The organism is Rhodococcus sp. NPDC003383, from assembly GCF_053589115.1.
Window position 1 is genome coordinate 43,239 of sequence record NZ_JBSFRG010000003.1, and the last position, 15,292, is coordinate 58,530.

Sequence of the window (15,292 nt, forward strand, 5' to 3'; positions counted from 1 at the left end):
TATCGGCCGGTCACCTGTGGCCCGTGAGCCACCGGTTCACCAGCCGGTTGACCGGCGCCGGCGACACCTGCGCGGTCGCGGCGAACAGCTTCGCCTGCCATCCCACCGGCCGGTGCACCTTCCAGCGCGGCTGCCCGGACCGGGTCGCCTCGTACAGGGCGCGCGCCACGTCCTCGGCGGTGAGGTGGATCCCGAGAGACCGAGTCGCGCCGGTGTCCATGCCGGTCGTCATCGCGGTGTCGACGAACAGCGGCCATATCGCCAGCACCCGGATGTCGTGCTCGGCCCACTCGATCTCGAGCGCCTCGGTCAGGCCGCGCACCGCGAACTTGGTGGCGCTGTAGGTCGCGAGTTCCGGCTGGCCGTAGAGCGCCGACGCCGAGCACAGGTTCACCACGTGCGAGCCCGGTGTGACACGCAGATACTCGAATGCCGCATGGCAACCGTTGACGGTGCCGGTCACGTTGACGTCGACGATCCGGCGGTGCCGTTCGATCGGAGTGTCGGCGAACGGGCCCGACGACAACACCCCCGCGTTGTTGACGAGGATGTCGAGGCGACCGTCCGGGCAGAACGCCTTCAGCGCCCGTGCCCACTGCTCGGGGTCGGTGACGTCGAGGACCCCGGTGACGATCCCGGGCTGGTCCGCCGCGAGGATCTCCAGGCCCTCGGCGTCGACGTCGAACGCGCCGACCCGATAGCCGCGGCGCGCGAAGAGCAGGGCGGTGGCACGACCGATACCGGCGGCGGCGCCGGTGACGAACACGCTGGTGGCAGGCATGAACGCCAGCCTAGCGACCCCGACGCGACCGCACGTGCGGACTATCCTGGTGTCGGAGGAGTCATGAACCACCAGCGTGTCGCGCGTGCCGTGGCCGTCGTCACCGGCGGGTACGTACTCGTACTCGCCCTGTGGCTCACGTACTTCGTGGGCGGCTCTCCCGAGGGCACGATCGGATTCCAGGTGATCTTCCTGGTCTGCGCGTACGGTTCCGCGCTGGGCCTGGCCATGATCGCCGCCGGACGCCCGCCCCGCCGCGACCGCCGCCTGCTCCGGCGCGGGCTCGAAGGGTGGGCGACGATCCGCTCGGCGACCCCGATCGCACACACCGTCGACAACGGCGAGATCACCGAACTCGACCTCGACCTGACGGTGCCCGGTTCCGAGTCCTACCGCGGCCGGGTGGTCTACGAGGTGACCCCGGAATTCGCCGAGGCCTTCGAGCCGGGGCGGGTGATCACCATCCGGGTCGATCCGAAGAACCGCGATCGGATCGTGTTGTGCCCGTGAGCGGCTCGCGTCACCGGCCGGGTGACACAGGCCGCGGCATGTAGTCCGGACGAAGTCTTCCCGGGCGTGCACCGGCTTGGAATGGTGTTTCCATGCGCAAAACGATGTGCGTCCTGACGATCGCGACCGGAATTGCGGTGGGATCCGCCGGCACGGCCGTCGCCCTGTCGCCTCCGGTCGCTCCCACGAACATCGCCTCCCCGTGGTGCACCCATCACACGCCGTACCTGCACCTGACGGCGCTCACCTGCCTGGCGAGCATCGTCTCGACAGGTTCCGCGTGATCACCGCTGCCCGGTAGTCCCCTGAACGTTCGTCCGAGGTCACTTGCGGCGACCGGCGAGCATGCCCTCCACCAGCAGCAGCTGCGCCGCCGCGTAGGTCGCGAGGATCAACCCTTCGGCCGCAGCCCGCACCTTCCTGTTCTTCAGCAGTACGCGACGCACCACGATCGTGCCGTCGGAGATCGTGAACACCAGACCACCCAGCCCGAGCCAGCTGCGCCGGTCCGTGGACGGCCGCGGCATCCCCGCCACCTGCTCCGAACCCGGGGCGAGCACCGGATCGGCCGCGAGGGTCGCGGTGGTGGCGAGCAGCGTCCCGTACCCGGTCAGGGGCGCGGCGACGTTGCGGGACTTCGCCGCCAGCAGGCTGCCGGCACCGAGCGCGGCCGCCGCGCGCGGCACCGCGGCGATCGCGTGCGGACGGGCACCGCGCCGCGCCAGCAGCGTCGAATAGCTCGTCTGCATCACCGCGAACGACGCGGCGCCGCGCAGCAGCCGCCGATCGTCGTCCGGGTCGATCATGAACACGTCGCCGACGGTCGCGGCCGCCAGTCCGGCCAGCAGCAGCGCGGTCTCGACGCGGTCGGTGTCCCGGCTGCGGCGCAGCACCCGCACCGCGAGTGCCGGAGCGATCAGTGGTTTGGCGACCTGCTGCAGCTTCTCGTTGCCGAGCACCCCACCGAGTACCGTCGCCGCGGTCGCGGCGGCGAACACCGCATGTTCGGCGCCCCACTTCCTCCTGCCGAACCAACCTGTGCTGAACCCGGCTGTGCTGAACCCGGCTGTGCTGAACCCACCCATGGAGGGCACAGTACCGTTCGCATTCCGCCGCTCACGCCGTGTCGCAGCGGTGGGCCCCGGCGGCCGGTGCCACCTCCCAGAATCTCGGCTGCGGCAGTCCGCGCCGCTCGGCCGCGACCAGCACGGCACGCGAGATCACCTCGACCGCGTCCGCCTCGCACAGCGCGAGCGCCGAACCACCGAAACCTCCCCCGACCATGCGGGCGCCGAGCGCCCCGGCGTCGCGCGCGGCGTCTACGGCCGAATCCAGTTCGACGGAGCTGACCTCGAAGTCGTCGCGCAGGGAGCGGTGCGAGGCGTCGAGCAAGGGGCCGAGCGCCCGCACGTCACCGGCGTCGAGCGCGTCCACCGCGGCACGGACCCGGCCGACCTCGGTGACGACGTGCCGCGCCCGACGCAGCAGCGCCTCGTCCGTCAGCGAATCCTGCAGAACCGAAACATCTTCCACGTCACGCAGGATCGCGACCCCGAGTTGCCGCGCCGCGTCCTCGACCGCGCGGCGACGCTGCGCGTACTGCCCGTCGACGAGGCGGTGCGGTGCGGCGGTGTCGACGACGAGCAACGTCAGGCCGTCGGCGGCCGGGTCGAACGGGACGTGCCGGACCTGACCGGTGCGGCAGTCCAGCAGCATCGCGTGCCCGGCCCGCCCGCGCAGCGAGACCTGCTGATCCATACCACCGGTGGGGACGCCGACGAAGTCGTTCTCGGCGCGCATGCAGGCGGACGCGAGCGCCGCGCGGCCGGTGTCGTCCGTGGCCCGTCCGTACAGTTCGGCCAGCGCCAGCGCGACCGCGCATTCGAGCGCCGCGGAACTCGACAACCCCGCACCGACCGGGACGTCCGAGGCCACCGCGACGTCGGCTCCTGCGAAACCGGCCGGTCCGAGGGCCCACACGACCCCGGCGACATAGGCCGCCCAGCCTGGGACCGCGCGGGACGCGAGGTCGGTGACGGTGACGTCGACCTCGGGGAATCCGGCGCTGCGCAGTCGCAGGATCCCGTCGACGCGGCGGCGCACCGCGACGGCCGTGCGGTGGTCGAGTGCCATCGGCAGGCACAGCCCGTCCGCGTAGTCGACGTGTTCGCCGATCAGGTTGACCCGCCCGGGCGCGCACCACACCCCGTCCGGGGTTCCGCCGAAGTCGTCGACGAACCGCGCGCGGGCGTCGCTGCACACGCTCATTCCGCGACCTCCCGCAGACGTGCCGCGATGCGCTCGGGCGTCGTGTCGCTGATCCATGCCCCCATCGCCGATTCCGATCCGGCGAGATATTTGAGCTTGTCGACGGCGCGGCGCACCGAGAACACCTGCGCGAACAGCCGCCCGTGTTCGCGACCGTCCCCCACCGGGGCCTGGTGCCACGCCGCGACGTACGGCACCCGGTCCCGCCCGTCGAAGAACCGGTCGACGCGGCCGAGCACGTCCCGGTACATCAGCGCCAGCTCGTCGCGTTCGTCGTCGGTGAGCGCCGCCAGATCCGGAACGTCGCGGTGCGGGGCCACGTGCACCTCGACGGGCCAGCGGGCCGCCGCGGGCACATACGCGGTCCAGTGCGCACCGGCCGCGACGACGCGGGTGCCGGCGCGGCGTTCGGCGTCGAGCACGTCGCGTTGCAGCGACCGTCCGGTCGCCGCCCGATGGGCGCGGGCACGGTCGAGCAGCACCTGCGACCGCGGCGGCAGGAACGGGTACGCGTAGATCTGCCCGTGCGGATGTTCCAGTGTCACACCGATTTCCGTGCCGCGGTTCTCGAAGCAGAACACCTGCCGCACACCGGGCAACGCGGAGAGTTCGGCGGTGCGGTCGGCGAGAACGTCGACGACGGTGCGGGCCCGCGACACCGGTAGATCCGCGAACCGTGCGTCGTGATCGGAGGTGAACGCCACCACCTCGCAGCGTCCGCCGGCCGGTCGCCGGGGCCACATCGATTCGTCGTCGACGGCCGGGGCGGCATCCCCGCCGGGGGTCAGCGACGGGAATCGGTTCTCGAACACCACCACGTCGTAGTCGGCGGCCGGAATCTCCGTCGGCGGACCGCCCGGACGGGTCGGGCACAGCGGGCAGTCCGCGGCGCTCGGCAGGAACGTGCGGTCCATCCGATGCGCCGCGAACGTCACCCATTCACCGGTGAGCGGATCCAGACGCAGTTCCGACGTCGCGGTCACCGGCGGAAGGTCGCGGGTGTCGTGCAGATCCCGCGCGGCACCACCGGAGACATACGGTTCGGTGTCGTCGAAGCAGATCAGTTCGCGACCGTCCGCGAGGTGCGTGACGGCGCGGCGCACCCGCGGGGTCACCGGCTGCTACTCGAGGCCCAGGTCCGCCAGGCCCAGCAGCGAGCGGTACTCGAGACCCTCGGCGGCGATGACGGCGTCGGCACCGGTGGCCCGGTCGACGACCGTCGCGACACCGACGACGATCGCGCCGACCTCACGCAGCGCCTTGACGGCGGTGAGCGGCGAGTTGCCGGTGGTGGTGGTGTCCTCGACGACCAGCACGCGCTTGCCGACGACGTCGGGTCCCTCGATCTGACGCTGCATGCCGTGGGCCTTCGCGGCCTTGCGGACGACGAACGCGTCGATGGGCCGGCCCGGGGCGTGCATCACGGCCAGCGCGACCGGATCGGCGCCCATGGTGAGCCCGCCGACGGCGTCGAAGTCCCAGTCGGCGACGAGTTCGCGCAGCAGGCTGCCGATCAGCGGACCCGCCCGGTGATGCAGGGTCGCGCGGCGCAGGTCCACGTAGTAGTCGGCTTCCTTACCGGACGACAACGTCACCTTGCCGTGCACCACTGCCAGCTCACGCACCAGCGCAGCCAGCTCTTCGCGATCACTCATCGCTCGTCCTCACCGTCGATTGTTCGTGCCGCCGGCCCGCGGGACCGGCGGCAAGAAGCCTAGTCGGTGCGACGTACGGTCAGGCCGCGACGGTGCTCGACGTTTCCCCGCCCTCGGTCGCGACCGGCTGCGCGACCTCGACCCGGACCGTGTCCTCCGCCTGCACCGTCTCCTCGGGCAGCAGGGTGACCTCGAACAGGGGGACGGCCTCCACCCCGGCGAGCTTCGCGAAGATCGAGGACGGGAAGCGGCTCACCGTCCTGTTGATCTCGCGGGCGAGATCGTTGTGCACGCGCGCCGCCCCGGCGATGCGCACCTCTCGTTTCCGCAGTTCCCGGGCGACGCGGATGAACGGCCAGTGGGTGCCCTCGTCCGGGTCCCCGATGAGTTCGTGCAGCGTCGCGGACAGCGTGTTCTCGGCGGCCGCGCGCTCGCCGAGGCCGAGACGCTGGTCGCGCATCGCGATCGCGAGGGTGCGGGCGCCGACGACCGGGCTGATGCGGCTGCGTTCGACGCCGGCACCGGCCGACGCCGCGATCAGCGCGGGCACGAGATCGTAGCGATCGTCGAGTTCGTTGGCGAGCAGGCGCAGGCTGTCGCGGTGCCGGGCTCTGAGCTTCTGCGCGCGGCGCATCGCCGTGCGGGTCGACAGCACGAGCAGCACAATCACAGCGATCACAACAGCCACAACGGTCACGCGCAGAATGTACCGAGGTGGTCCATGCGTGCGCATCACCGGTCCCGCGTGTCCGCAGGGTGTGTCCGGACCGTGACCTGGCGCACGCTGTCAGGTGCGGCCGCGGCCCCGGCCGAAGATGTTCGTCAGGCGCCGCACGAGGTTGACCGGGACGAGCCGGCCCGCGGTGGTGAGGACCTTGTACTGCAGGCCGGGAATGCTGCGCACCTTCCCCGCTTCGAGGTCGGCGAGGGACGTACGCACCACCGTGTCGACATCGAGCCACATCCACTCCGGGATCGAGTCCATCTCGATGCCCGCGCGGCGATGGAACTCGGTGTGCACGAAACCGGGACACAGCACCTGCACCTGCACGCCCGTCCCCGCGAGACCGCCTGCCAGCCCCTCGGTGAAGGAGACGACGTAGGCCTTGCTGCCCGAGTAGGTCGAGCCCCGGCCGGGCAACAGGCCCGCCACGCTGGCGACGTTGACGATGCGGCCGGAACCGGCCGCGATCATCGGCGGCAGCGCCGCGCGCGTCAACTGCATCACCGCTGTGACGTTCACGTCCAGCTGCGCCTGCAGCAGTTCCGGTGCCGCCGTCCAGAACTCGCCGGTCGTGCCGAAGCCGGCGTTGTTGACGAGCATGTCCACACCGCGAGCGAGCCGTTCGGCGACGCGGGTCCGTCCCGCCTCGGTCGCGAGGTCGGCGGCCAGGATCTCCGATTCGGCGCCGAGGCGGCCCTTCAGGTCGGCCGCGAGGTCGGCGAGTTTCGTCTCGTTGCGGGCCACCAGCACCAGGTCGTAGCCCTGAGCGGCGAGCGCACGGGCGAATCCGGCGCCGATGCCCGAGGTGGGGCCGGTGACGAGAGCGACGGGTCGAGCAGAACGATCCGGTGTCATGCCGGTCACACTAGCGGGTCCTTACCCGCAAGTAATACCGGGTGCGCGGTGTCAGTAGTGCGCCGACGGCCGGCCGGGGTCGTGCATGCCGCGGTCCATCTCGGCCGGTTCCACGACCGGGGGCAGCACGTGCAGAATCCCCGAGAGCCGCGCGACGGTGTCGATCGCGGCGTCCCACTCGCGACCGTTGCTGTTCAGCGGGATCGAACCGAGGGTCCACTCGTTCTCGCTCCACAGCATCTGCACGTGCGGCGGGATCGACTCGGTGAACGCGACCATCCGCTGGTCGCAGACGCGCCGCGCGATCTCGAGATCGGTCGTGAACACCACCCGCGGCCCGATCGACCCGAGCAGGTTCATGTCGGGATCCTTCGGCGGCGGGGTCGACTTCAGGCGCAGGTCGATGTCGACGTCGGACCCGACCTTGCGGCGCACCGCGACGATGGTGGCGGTCTCCTCGATGTCGAAGAGCAGGAACTCGTCGCCCCTGCGCACGCCGTGCACGACGTCGATCGCGCCCAGGTACTCCTGCTTCGCGAGAGCGGCGCGATGCCAGTTCGACGGCAACGAACCGTCGGACGCGGTGTACTTGTAGCCCTGTGCACGCGCCCAGATCTCCCGCACCCGCCCGGACTGCTCCCGGCGTGTGCGGTCGATGTAGAGCAGCACGAGCGCGCCGAGGAGCGCGACCGCTGCAAGACCGAACCACATAACCGTCATCGGGCCCAGCCTAGCGTGTTCAGTTGCCGGAACGGTTGAAGCCGGGCACGGTCGCGCTGACGATTGTGTCCGCCGTCATCTCGCCGTCCCGGACCGGTGTGCCCTGCGCGAGGACGGTGTCCCCCACCCGCAGCGCCGACGGCGAGGAACCCGCGAGGGCGATGATCTGGGTCTCGGGCGTCATCCGGACGGTGACGATCGTGCCGCCGATCCCGCTGATCGTGATGCTCGATCCGTCGTTCGCGGTGATCGTGCCGATGGTCGTCCCGTTGGATCCGATGGCGTCGCCGAGCCCACCGGGCAACCGATCGAGCGGAAGGGTCGGAGGCAGCGACGGTTCGAGGGTCGGCGGCTGCGTCCTCGTCGCCGCGGGTGGCGGCGCGACCGCGGTCGTGGGAGCCGACGCGGTCGGGGCGTCGCTGCCGCTGCCGCCGCTGAGCAGGTACCCGACGACCGCTGCCAGGGCGATGACGACGAGAGCCGCCAGTGCCGGCAGCAGCCAGCGGCGTCGGCGCGGTTCCTGGGGTTCCGGCGTCGGCGTGGGTCCCGGCGGTACGCCCGGCCCGCCCGGTCCGTAGCCGTACTGCTGGGTCGGCTGGTACTGCTGTGTCGGCTGGTACTGCTGTTCGGGCTGGTACTGCCGGTACTGCTCGGTGGGTGAGAACTGCTGGGTCGGCTGGTAGCCCTGCGGATAGCCCGGCGCCTGGCCGTAGGGCGGCAGCGCCTGTGGGGGCTGGGGGCGACCGTATGCCTCGGTCGGATCGGACGTGTGCAGCACCCGCGTCTCGTCGTGCGACTCGTCGAGCGAGTACGCGCGCTCCTGCGGTGTGCGCGGATCCTGCGGATTCGTCATGGTCTCTCCCAAGGTACCCGTGCGCGTTTCCGGTAGCGGGTGCTACCGGAAACGCGCACGAGGGTACGTCAGGCCCCGATCGTCAGGCGATCGCCGTCGTCGGTGACACCCACGTGCACGGTGTCGCCGTCGCGGATCTCACCGGCGAGCAGCTTCTTGGCGAGCGGGTCACCGATGGCCTGCTGGATGAGGCGACGCAGCGGCCGGGCACCGTACTGCGGGTCGTACCCGCGCACCGCGAGCCACATCCGGGCGGCACCGTTGACGTCCAGCGTGAGCCGGCGCGCCGCGAGCCGCTCGGCGAGCTGACCGAGCTGGATCTCGACGATCTGCTCGAGCTGCTCCTCCGACAGGGAGTCGAAGATGACGACGTCGTCGAGCCGGTTGATGAACTCGGGCTTGAACGCAGCCCGCACCGCGGCCATCACCTGGTCCCTGTCGCCACCCGAACCGAGGTTCGAGGTGAGGATCAGGATGGTGTTGCGGAAGTCCACCGTGCGGCCCTGACCGTCGGTGAGCCGGCCGTCGTCGAGCACCTGCAGCAGCGTGTCGAACACGTCCGGGTGGGCCTTCTCCACCTCGTCGAACAGCACCACCGAGTAGGGACGGCGACGCACCGCCTCGGTGAGCTGACCCCCGGCCTCGTAACCGACGTAGCCCGGAGGTGCACCGACGAGCCGCGCGACCGAGTGCTTCTCGCTGTATTCGGACATGTCGATCCGGACCATGGCGCGTTCGTCGTCGAACAGGAAGTCCGCGAGCGCCTTCGCGAGCTCGGTCTTGCCGACACCGGTCGGGCCGAGGAACAGGAACGAGCCGGTCGGCCGGTTGGGGTCCGCGACGCCGGCGCGGGCGCGGCGCACCGCGTCCGAGACGGCCTGCACGGCCTCGGTCTGCCCGACGACACGCTTGCCGAGTTCGTCCTCCATGCGCAGCAGCTTGGCGGTCTCGCCCTCGAGCATGCGGCCCGCGGGGATGCCGGTCCAGGCGGCGACGACGTCGGCGACGTCGTCCGGTCCGACCTCCTCCTTGAGCATCACGTCGCCGTCGGCGGCGGCACCGGAGGCTTCCGCGGCGGCCTGGAGTTGCTTCTCCAGCTGAGGGATTCGGCCGTACCGCAGCTCGGCGGCCTTGCCGAGGTCGCCGTCGCGTTCGGCTCGTTCCTCCTCACCACGCAGGGCTTCGAGCTGTTCCTTGATCTGGCGGACGGAGTCGATCGCGGCCTTCTCGTTCTGCCAGCGGGTGGTGAGCTGGTTGAGGCGTTCGCGTTCGTCTGCGAGTTCGCTGCGCAGCTTCTCGAGCCGCTCCTTCGAGGCCTCGTCGGTTTCCTTCTGCAACGCCATCTCCTCGATTTCGAGGCGACGGACGATGCGTTCGACCGTGTCGATCTCCTCGGGACGCGAGTCGATCTCCATCCGTAGCCGGGACGCGGCCTCGTCGACGAGGTCGATGGCCTTGTCCGGCAGGAACCGGGAGGTGATGTACCGGTCCGAGAGGGTCGCGGCGGCGACGAGCGCGGAGTCGGTGATGCGCACGCCGTGGTGCACCTCGTACCGCTCCTTGAGCCCGCGCAGGATGCCGATGGTGTCCTCGACACTCGGTTCGCCGACGAGCACCTGCTGGAATCGACGTTCGAGGGCGGCGTCCTTCTCGATGTACTTGCGATATTCCTCGAGGGTGGTCGCGCCGACGAGCCGCAGCTCACCGCGGGCCAGCATCGGCTTGATCATGTTGCCGGCGTCCATCGCGGATTCACCGGTGGCGCCCGCGCCGACGATGGTGTGCAGCTCGTCGATGAACGTGATGATCTGACCGGCGGACTGCTTGATCTCGTCGAGGACGGCCTTGAGGCGTTCCTCGAACTCGCCGCGGTACTTGGCGCCGGCGACCATCGACCCCAGGTCCAGGGCGATGACGGTCTTGCCGCGCAATGACTCGGGGACGTCGCCGGCGACGATGCGCTGCGCGAGCCCTTCGACGATGGCGGTCTTGCCGACGCCCGGCTCGCCGATGAGGACCGGGTTGTTCTTCGTGCGGCGCGAGAGCACCTGCACGACGCGCCGGATCTCGTTGTCGCGCCCGATGACCGGGTCGAGCTTGCCTTCGCGGGCACGGGCCGTGAGGTCCGTCGAGTACTTCTCCAGCGCCTGGTAGGTCGTTTCCGGGTCGGCGGTGGTGACGCGGCCGGTGCCGCGCACGGCGGTGAACGCCTCGCGCAGCGCGGCCGGGGTGGCACCGTGGCCGGCGAGGAGCTTGGCGACGTCCGAGTCGCCGCTCGCGAGCCCGACGAGGACGTGCTCGGTGGAGACGTATTCGTCGGAGAGCTCGGTCGCCAGATGCTGGGCAGCGGTCATCGCCGCGACGGCCTCGCGGCCGAGTTGCGGTGTGGTGGTCGCGCCACTGGCCTTGGGCAGCCGGTCGACGAGGTTCTCGGCCTCCCGCCGGACGACGAGGGGATCGACGCCGACGGCCTTGAGCAGCGGCGCGGCAATGCCGTCGGTCTGATCGAGCAGCGCCACCAGCAGGTGGGCAGGTCGGATCTCCGGGTTGCCCGCAGCGGACGCCGACTGGAGCGCAGCGGTCAGTGCAGCCTGGGTCTTCGTGGTCGGATTGAACGAGTCCACTACGGGCCCCTTCCATTCTCGAGTGTGTCCGTATCAATTCTTACGCCCGCAGTACCGTCCGCGGGAACTCGATGTGATCAACGGGTCCAAAGTTGAGTTTGTTCCACTCAAGTTTGGGAATTTCGGTGATCTGCGTCACCCTCCCGCTTCCAGTGTGCGCTATCCGCCGCGGTCGGACGTCACCTGTTGGTGGCGCAATTGATCAAGGAACAGCTACAGTGGCGGCCGACCAGCAGGAACAGCACGTGGGAGGGTGGCGTGGAGGCCTTCGCCATCGCCCGTGTCCAGCTCAGTTTCGCGTCGATCGTCGCCACCCCCACCGGCCCCGAACGGTTCGCGTCCGCGTTCTACACCGCACTGTGGGCGGACAACCCGTCCCTGCGCGAGCTGTTCCCGGCGGGCATGGAATCGATGCGGCACCGGTTCGCGACCGCGGTCGGGTGGGCCGTCAACCGGCTCGGCGATTTCGCCGTCGTCGAGGCGTTCCTCTCTCAGCTCGCCCGTGACCACCGCAAGTACGGGGTGCGACCCGAGCACTTCCGGGCGGCCGGGGCGGCGATGCTCGTCGCGGTCCGCGAGTGCACACCGCTGATCCTGTGGACGGCCGCGCTCGAACACACCTGGCGCGAGATCATCAGCCGGCTCGTCGCCGCCATGGCCATCGCGTCCGCGGAGGACGACCTGCCCGCCGTGTGGGGCGCGACCGTCGTCGGCCACGAACGGGTGATGCCGGACCTGGCGATCATCCGGCTCGAGACCGACTCCCCCATCCCGTACCACGCGGGTCAGTACATGAGCGTGCAGACCCCGCACCGCCCGCAGATGTGGCGGTACCTGTCCGCGGCGATCCCGCCGAACCCCCAGGGGCAGATCGAGTTCCACGTCCGGCGCGTGTCCAGCGGCTGGGTGAGCCCGGCACTCGTCGGCGAGACCGCGGTCGGCGACCGGTGGGTCATCGGCCCGCCACTCGGCGGTCTGCACGTCGACCGGTCGCGCGGCGACGTGCTGATGATCGCCTCCGGCACCGGCCTGGCCCCGCTGCGCGCGCAGCTCATGGAAATGGCGATGCGCGGGGACAATCCGCGCGTCCACCTGTTCTACGGCGGCAAGTACCCGTGCGACCTGTACGACATCGAGACGCTGTGGCACCTGGCGATGACCAACCCCTGGCTCACCGTCGTCCCGGTCGTCGAGGAGAAGGAAAACCCTTGGTGGCACCCGGTTCCCGTGCTGGAACCGCCGACCGGTCTGCACCGCACGATGTACGGCAAGCTCGGTAAGGTCGTGGCCCAGTTCGGGTCGTGGGCGGACCGGCAGATCCAGATCGCCGGCTCCCCCTCGATGATCAAGACGACGCTGTACGCCCTGTCCGCGGCCGGAACACCGCGCCAGAACATCAGTTTCGATCCGCTGTAGTGCGGCTGACGCCGCCCGTGTGCCTTTGTGGCGGTTGGCGCCGCCACATGTGCACACCGCGGGGTTATCCCCACCCGCCCTGTTCATCCACAGATTTCGCCGATCCGCCGTTCGCGGACGTCTCCGCGCGGTCTACACGGCAATCATGAGGGCGTGTCGTTCCTTCCGGAGATCCCCGAACTCGACCGGGTCGTCGCGTTCCAGCACGGCATCGTCACCCGCGCCCAGCTGATGAATCACGGATTCACGTGGCACGGGATACGCCACCGCCTCGACCGAGGTCGCTGGCAGCAGGTCCTCCACGGCGTGTATTCGGTGACCACCGGCCCGTTGCCTCGCCCGGCGATCCTCGCCGCCGCCTTGGCGTTCTGCGGCGACGTCGCGGTCCTCAGCCATCGCACGGCCGCCGAGGAATGGGGGTTGCTGCCGATCGACCCGCTCGCACCCGTACACGTCACCGTCCCGTTCGGTCTGTCGACGAGGGGTCAGCCCGCGACCTTCGCGACCGCGCAACCCCGCGACGTCCGGCTGCCGCACTTCGGGGAGATGCTGCATCCGGGGGTGATCGTCCACCGCAGCCGCGCGCATCCGCATATCGCGGTGCCGACGATGCCGCCGCGCACGAGCACCGCCGACACCGCCATCGATCTGGCGACGGCCGAACCCACTGCGCAGGACGGTTACAGCGCCCTGGTGTGCATCGTGACGAACGGGCGGATTCCCCTGTCGGAGGTGCGACGTCGCATGCACGAGCGCAAGCCGTATCGCTACCGCAGGACACTCGAGGATGCCGTCGGGTTGCTCGCCTCGGGCGTCCAGTCGATGCTCGAGTTCCGGTACGCCACCGACGTCGAGCGCCGCCACGGTCTGCCGTCGGCGGACCGTCAGACCCCGGTGGTCGTCGACGGGCGAACTCTGTACGAGGACTGCACGTACGACACCCACGGAGCCGCGTTGACGGTCCGGCTCGACGGGCGCCGGTTCCACGCGATGGCGGAGGTCGCCTTCCGCGACCGTCGCCGGGACAACGCCGCCGAACTGGCCGGCCGGTCCCGATTGGTCTACGGCTACGACGAAGTCGTCCGCGACCCGTGCGGCGTGGCGGCCGAGGTCGAAGCGGTCCTCGTCCGCCTCGGGTGGCGACGTCGCTCACCGTCCGAGTGCAGCTGCGCTGCCGGTGTGTCTTTTTGGCGGCCCTGACCGCCACAAAGGCACACCGGCGGCGTCAGCCGCACTTACCGGTAGGAGGCACGCAACGTCTTCTTGTCCAGCTTCCCCAGCGGAGTCAACGGCAGCGCATCGAGGAAGTCGACGGACTTGGGCGCGTGCACCGAACCCTTTGCAGCGCGCACGCTTTCGATCAACTCCTCGGCCGTGACCGTCTGGCCGTCGCGCAGCACGACGCAGGCCTTCACGGCCTCGCCCCACTTGACGTCCGGCACCCCGACCACCGCGACCGACGCGACCGCGGGATGCGAGGAGATGACGTCCTCGATCTCGCGGGGGAAGACGTTGAAACCGCCCGTGACGATCATGTCCTTCTTGCGGTCGACGATGGTGAGGAACCCGTCCTTGTCCGCGCGGGCCACGTCGCCGGTGTGCAGCCAGCCGCCGCGTAGCGCCTCGGCGGTCTCGGCGGGCTTGTTCAGGTAGCCCTTCATCACCAGGGGGCCGCGCACGCAGATCTCGCCGAGCTCGCCGCGCGGCACCTCGTTGAGGTCGTCGTCGAGCAGGCGCACGTCGAGCCACGGCACGGGCCGGCCGCAGGTGGCGAGGCGCTCGGGGTCGTCGGCGATGTGCTCGCTCTTGCGGAGCACCGAGATGGTCATGCCGCACTCGGACTGCCCGTAGAACTGGAAGAACACCTGACCGAGCCGCTCGATGCCCTCACGCAGCCGCGCCGGCGACATCGCCGAGGCGCCGTAGAACAGCGTCTGCAGGCTGGACAGGTCGCGCTTGTCGAAGTCGGGGTGGTCGAGCAGCATGTAGATCATCGTCGGCACGAGCATCGTGGCGTTGATGCGGTGCTTCTCGATGGTCTCCAGCACGAGCGCCGGATCGAAGTACGGCAGAACGTACAGCGATCCGCCGCGCAGCAGGGTGGGGACGAAGAACGCGGCGCCCGCGTGCGAGAGCGGCGTGCAGATCAGGAACCGGGGTTCCTCGGGCCATTCCCATTCGGCCATCTGGATCTGGGTCAGCGCGACACCGGACCGGAACGCCCCCATCACACCCTTCGGCTTGCCGGTGGTGCCGCCGGTGTAGACGATGCTCGAGGTGTCCTCGGCGTCCACCGGTGCGGCGACGAGGCGCTGCGGTGTGAACGTCGCCGCGAGTGCCAGGATGTCGGTGCCGACCTCCGACGGACCGAGCGAGAACACGTTCTTCAAAGTGGGGACCTGCGCCTTCAGTTCCGCGGCGCGTTCCTCGAAGTGGTTGGGATCGAAGATGAGGGTCTCGATCGCGGCGTCCTCGACGATGTACAGGTGATCCGTCAGCGACCCCATCGGGTTCAGGGCGCTGTTGCGGCAACCGGCGATCATCGTCGCGCCCATGGAGATGAGCACCTCGGGGCGGTTCTTCGACAGCATGGCCACCGACGAGCCCTGCCCGACGCCAACGGACGCGAGCGCCTGCCCGAACCGGCTTATCTCGTCGCGCATTTCACCACCGGTGAGCACCACGTCGCCGAGGTACAGCGCGGGCTTGTCGGCGCTTCGGTCGAGTGCGGTGATCAGCAGGTCCCCGGTGAACACGGGCCGGTGCAGGTCGGCGTACTCCTCGGTCATGGTCGTCCTTCCGCTCGTGGTGACGGCGTGGGGTGACGGCAGCTCCGCCGGTGTGGGCTCCGTCACCTGCTGTCCGTCACGATAACCGCCGGACGCC

Annotated in this window: 15 protein-coding genes; 4 read left to right on the plus strand and 11 right to left on the minus strand. The window is 70.1% G+C overall.

Going from position 1 to position 15,292, the window contains the following annotated elements; genetic code table 11:
- Positions 1-10: 10 nt before the first annotated feature.
- Positions 11-781 (minus strand): SDR family oxidoreductase, encoded by a 771-nt coding sequence (locus tag ACWDTS_RS03895; RefSeq protein ID WP_450117623.1) that lies wholly within the window; start codon positions 779-781, stop codon positions 11-13.
- 63 nt (positions 782-844) lie between these two features.
- Between ACWDTS_RS03895 and ACWDTS_RS03900 the strand changes: the two genes are divergently transcribed.
- On the plus strand, positions 845-1,291 hold the full coding sequence (locus ACWDTS_RS03900; RefSeq protein ID WP_197254870.1) for a hypothetical protein: 447 nt from the start codon (positions 845-847) through the stop codon (positions 1,289-1,291).
- Between the two features lie 92 nt (positions 1,292-1,383).
- Complete coding sequence (locus ACWDTS_RS03905; protein ID WP_197254869.1) at positions 1,384-1,575, plus strand: hypothetical protein; 192 nt, start codon at positions 1,384-1,386, stop codon at positions 1,573-1,575.
- 39 nt (positions 1,576-1,614) lie between these two features.
- Here ACWDTS_RS03905 and ACWDTS_RS03910 read toward each other — a convergent pair whose 3' ends face one another.
- From ACWDTS_RS03910 to clpB, 9 genes are all read right to left on the minus strand, one after another.
- A complete protein-coding gene (locus ACWDTS_RS03910; protein WP_450117624.1) occupies positions 1,615-2,376 on the minus strand; it encodes a lysoplasmalogenase family protein in 762 nt (253 codons plus the stop codon).
- 31 nt (positions 2,377-2,407) lie between these two features.
- Positions 2,408-3,559: a galactokinase gene (galK, locus tag ACWDTS_RS03915; RefSeq protein ID WP_197254865.1), complete on the minus strand. Its 1,152-nt coding sequence runs from the start codon at positions 3,557-3,559 to the stop codon at positions 2,408-2,410.
- The gene (galT, locus tag ACWDTS_RS03920; RefSeq protein WP_450117625.1) at positions 3,556-4,674 is read right to left on the minus strand and encodes a galactose-1-phosphate uridylyltransferase; all 1,119 of its coding nucleotides are present in this window, start codon (positions 4,672-4,674) and stop codon (positions 3,556-3,558) included. The genes galK and galT overlap by 4 nt, the downstream gene beginning before the upstream one ends.
- A 6-nt stretch (positions 4,675-4,680) precedes the next feature.
- A complete protein-coding gene (gene pyrE, locus ACWDTS_RS03925; protein ID WP_197254864.1) occupies positions 4,681-5,214 on the minus strand; it encodes an orotate phosphoribosyltransferase in 534 nt (177 codons plus the stop codon).
- A 79-nt stretch (positions 5,215-5,293) separates the two neighbouring features.
- Positions 5,294-5,911 carry a LemA family protein gene (locus ACWDTS_RS03930; protein WP_450117626.1) on the minus strand — a complete coding sequence of 206 codons (618 nt, stop codon included), beginning with the start codon at positions 5,909-5,911 and terminating at the stop codon, positions 5,294-5,296.
- A gap of 90 nt (positions 5,912-6,001) precedes the next feature.
- Positions 6,002-6,793 (minus strand): SDR family NAD(P)-dependent oxidoreductase, encoded by a 792-nt coding sequence (locus ACWDTS_RS03935; protein ID WP_450117627.1) that lies wholly within the window; start codon positions 6,791-6,793, stop codon positions 6,002-6,004.
- A 51-nt stretch (positions 6,794-6,844) separates the two neighbouring features.
- Positions 6,845-7,504, minus strand: a complete 660-nt coding sequence (locus ACWDTS_RS03940; RefSeq protein ID WP_420750391.1) for a type III secretion system chaperone family protein — start codon at positions 7,502-7,504, stop codon at positions 6,845-6,847.
- Between the two features lie 28 nt (positions 7,505-7,532).
- Positions 7,533-8,366: a DUF5666 domain-containing protein gene (locus ACWDTS_RS03945; RefSeq protein WP_450117628.1), complete on the minus strand. Its 834-nt coding sequence runs from the start codon at positions 8,364-8,366 to the stop codon at positions 7,533-7,535.
- A gap of 68 nt (positions 8,367-8,434) precedes the next feature.
- Positions 8,435-10,990, minus strand: coding sequence for an ATP-dependent chaperone ClpB (gene clpB, locus ACWDTS_RS03950; protein WP_450117629.1), 2,556 nt, complete (start codon positions 10,988-10,990; stop codon positions 8,435-8,437).
- Positions 10,991-11,248: 258 nt separating this feature from the next.
- Between clpB and ACWDTS_RS03955 the strand changes: the two genes are divergently transcribed.
- Together ACWDTS_RS03955 and ACWDTS_RS03960 are read left to right on the plus strand one after the other, a co-directional pair.
- Entirely contained in the window at positions 11,249-12,406 is a 1,158-nt protein-coding gene (locus ACWDTS_RS03955) for a globin domain-containing protein (RefSeq protein WP_450110818.1), read from the plus strand.
- Between the two features lie 153 nt (positions 12,407-12,559).
- Positions 12,560-13,606: a type IV toxin-antitoxin system AbiEi family antitoxin domain-containing protein gene (locus ACWDTS_RS03960; RefSeq protein WP_450117630.1), complete on the plus strand. Its 1,047-nt coding sequence runs from the start codon at positions 12,560-12,562 to the stop codon at positions 13,604-13,606.
- Between the two features lie 35 nt (positions 13,607-13,641).
- Here ACWDTS_RS03960 and ACWDTS_RS03965 read toward each other — a convergent pair whose 3' ends face one another.
- Complete coding sequence (locus ACWDTS_RS03965; RefSeq protein ID WP_450110822.1) at positions 13,642-15,195, minus strand: AMP-binding protein; 1,554 nt, start codon at positions 15,193-15,195, stop codon at positions 13,642-13,644.
- Between the last annotated feature and the right edge of the window lie 97 nt (positions 15,196-15,292).

Excerpts from the sequence above, each read along its gene's own strand:
- ACWDTS_RS03895 (WP_450117623.1), bottom strand. The coding sequence starts at position 781 with ATGCCTGCCACCAGCGTGTTCGTCACCGGCGCCGCCGCCGGTATCGGT.
- ACWDTS_RS03900 (WP_197254870.1), top strand. The coding sequence starts at position 845 with ATGAACCACCAGCGTGTCGCGCGTGCCGTGGCCGTCGTCACCGGCGGG.
- ACWDTS_RS03905 (WP_197254869.1), top strand. The coding sequence starts at position 1,384 with ATGCGCAAAACGATGTGCGTCCTGACGATCGCGACCGGAATTGCGGTG.
- ACWDTS_RS03910 (WP_450117624.1), bottom strand. The coding sequence starts at position 2,376 with ATGGGTGGGTTCAGCACAGCCGGGTTCAGCACAGCCGGGTTCAGCACA.
- galK (WP_197254865.1), bottom strand. The coding sequence starts at position 3,559 with ATGAGCGTGTGCAGCGACGCCCGCGCGCGGTTCGTCGACGACTTCGGC.
- pyrE (WP_197254864.1), bottom strand. The coding sequence starts at position 5,214 with ATGAGTGATCGCGAAGAGCTGGCTGCGCTGGTGCGTGAGCTGGCAGTG.
- ACWDTS_RS03935 (WP_450117627.1), bottom strand. The coding sequence starts at position 6,793 with ATGACACCGGATCGTTCTGCTCGACCCGTCGCTCTCGTCACCGGCCCC.
- ACWDTS_RS03940 (WP_420750391.1), bottom strand. The coding sequence starts at position 7,504 with ATGTGGTTCGGTCTTGCAGCGGTCGCGCTCCTCGGCGCGCTCGTGCTG.
- ACWDTS_RS03945 (WP_450117628.1), bottom strand. The coding sequence starts at position 8,366 with ATGACGAATCCGCAGGATCCGCGCACACCGCAGGAGCGCGCGTACTCG.
- ACWDTS_RS03965 (WP_450110822.1), bottom strand. The coding sequence starts at position 15,195 with ATGACCGAGGAGTACGCCGACCTGCACCGGCCCGTGTTCACCGGGGAC.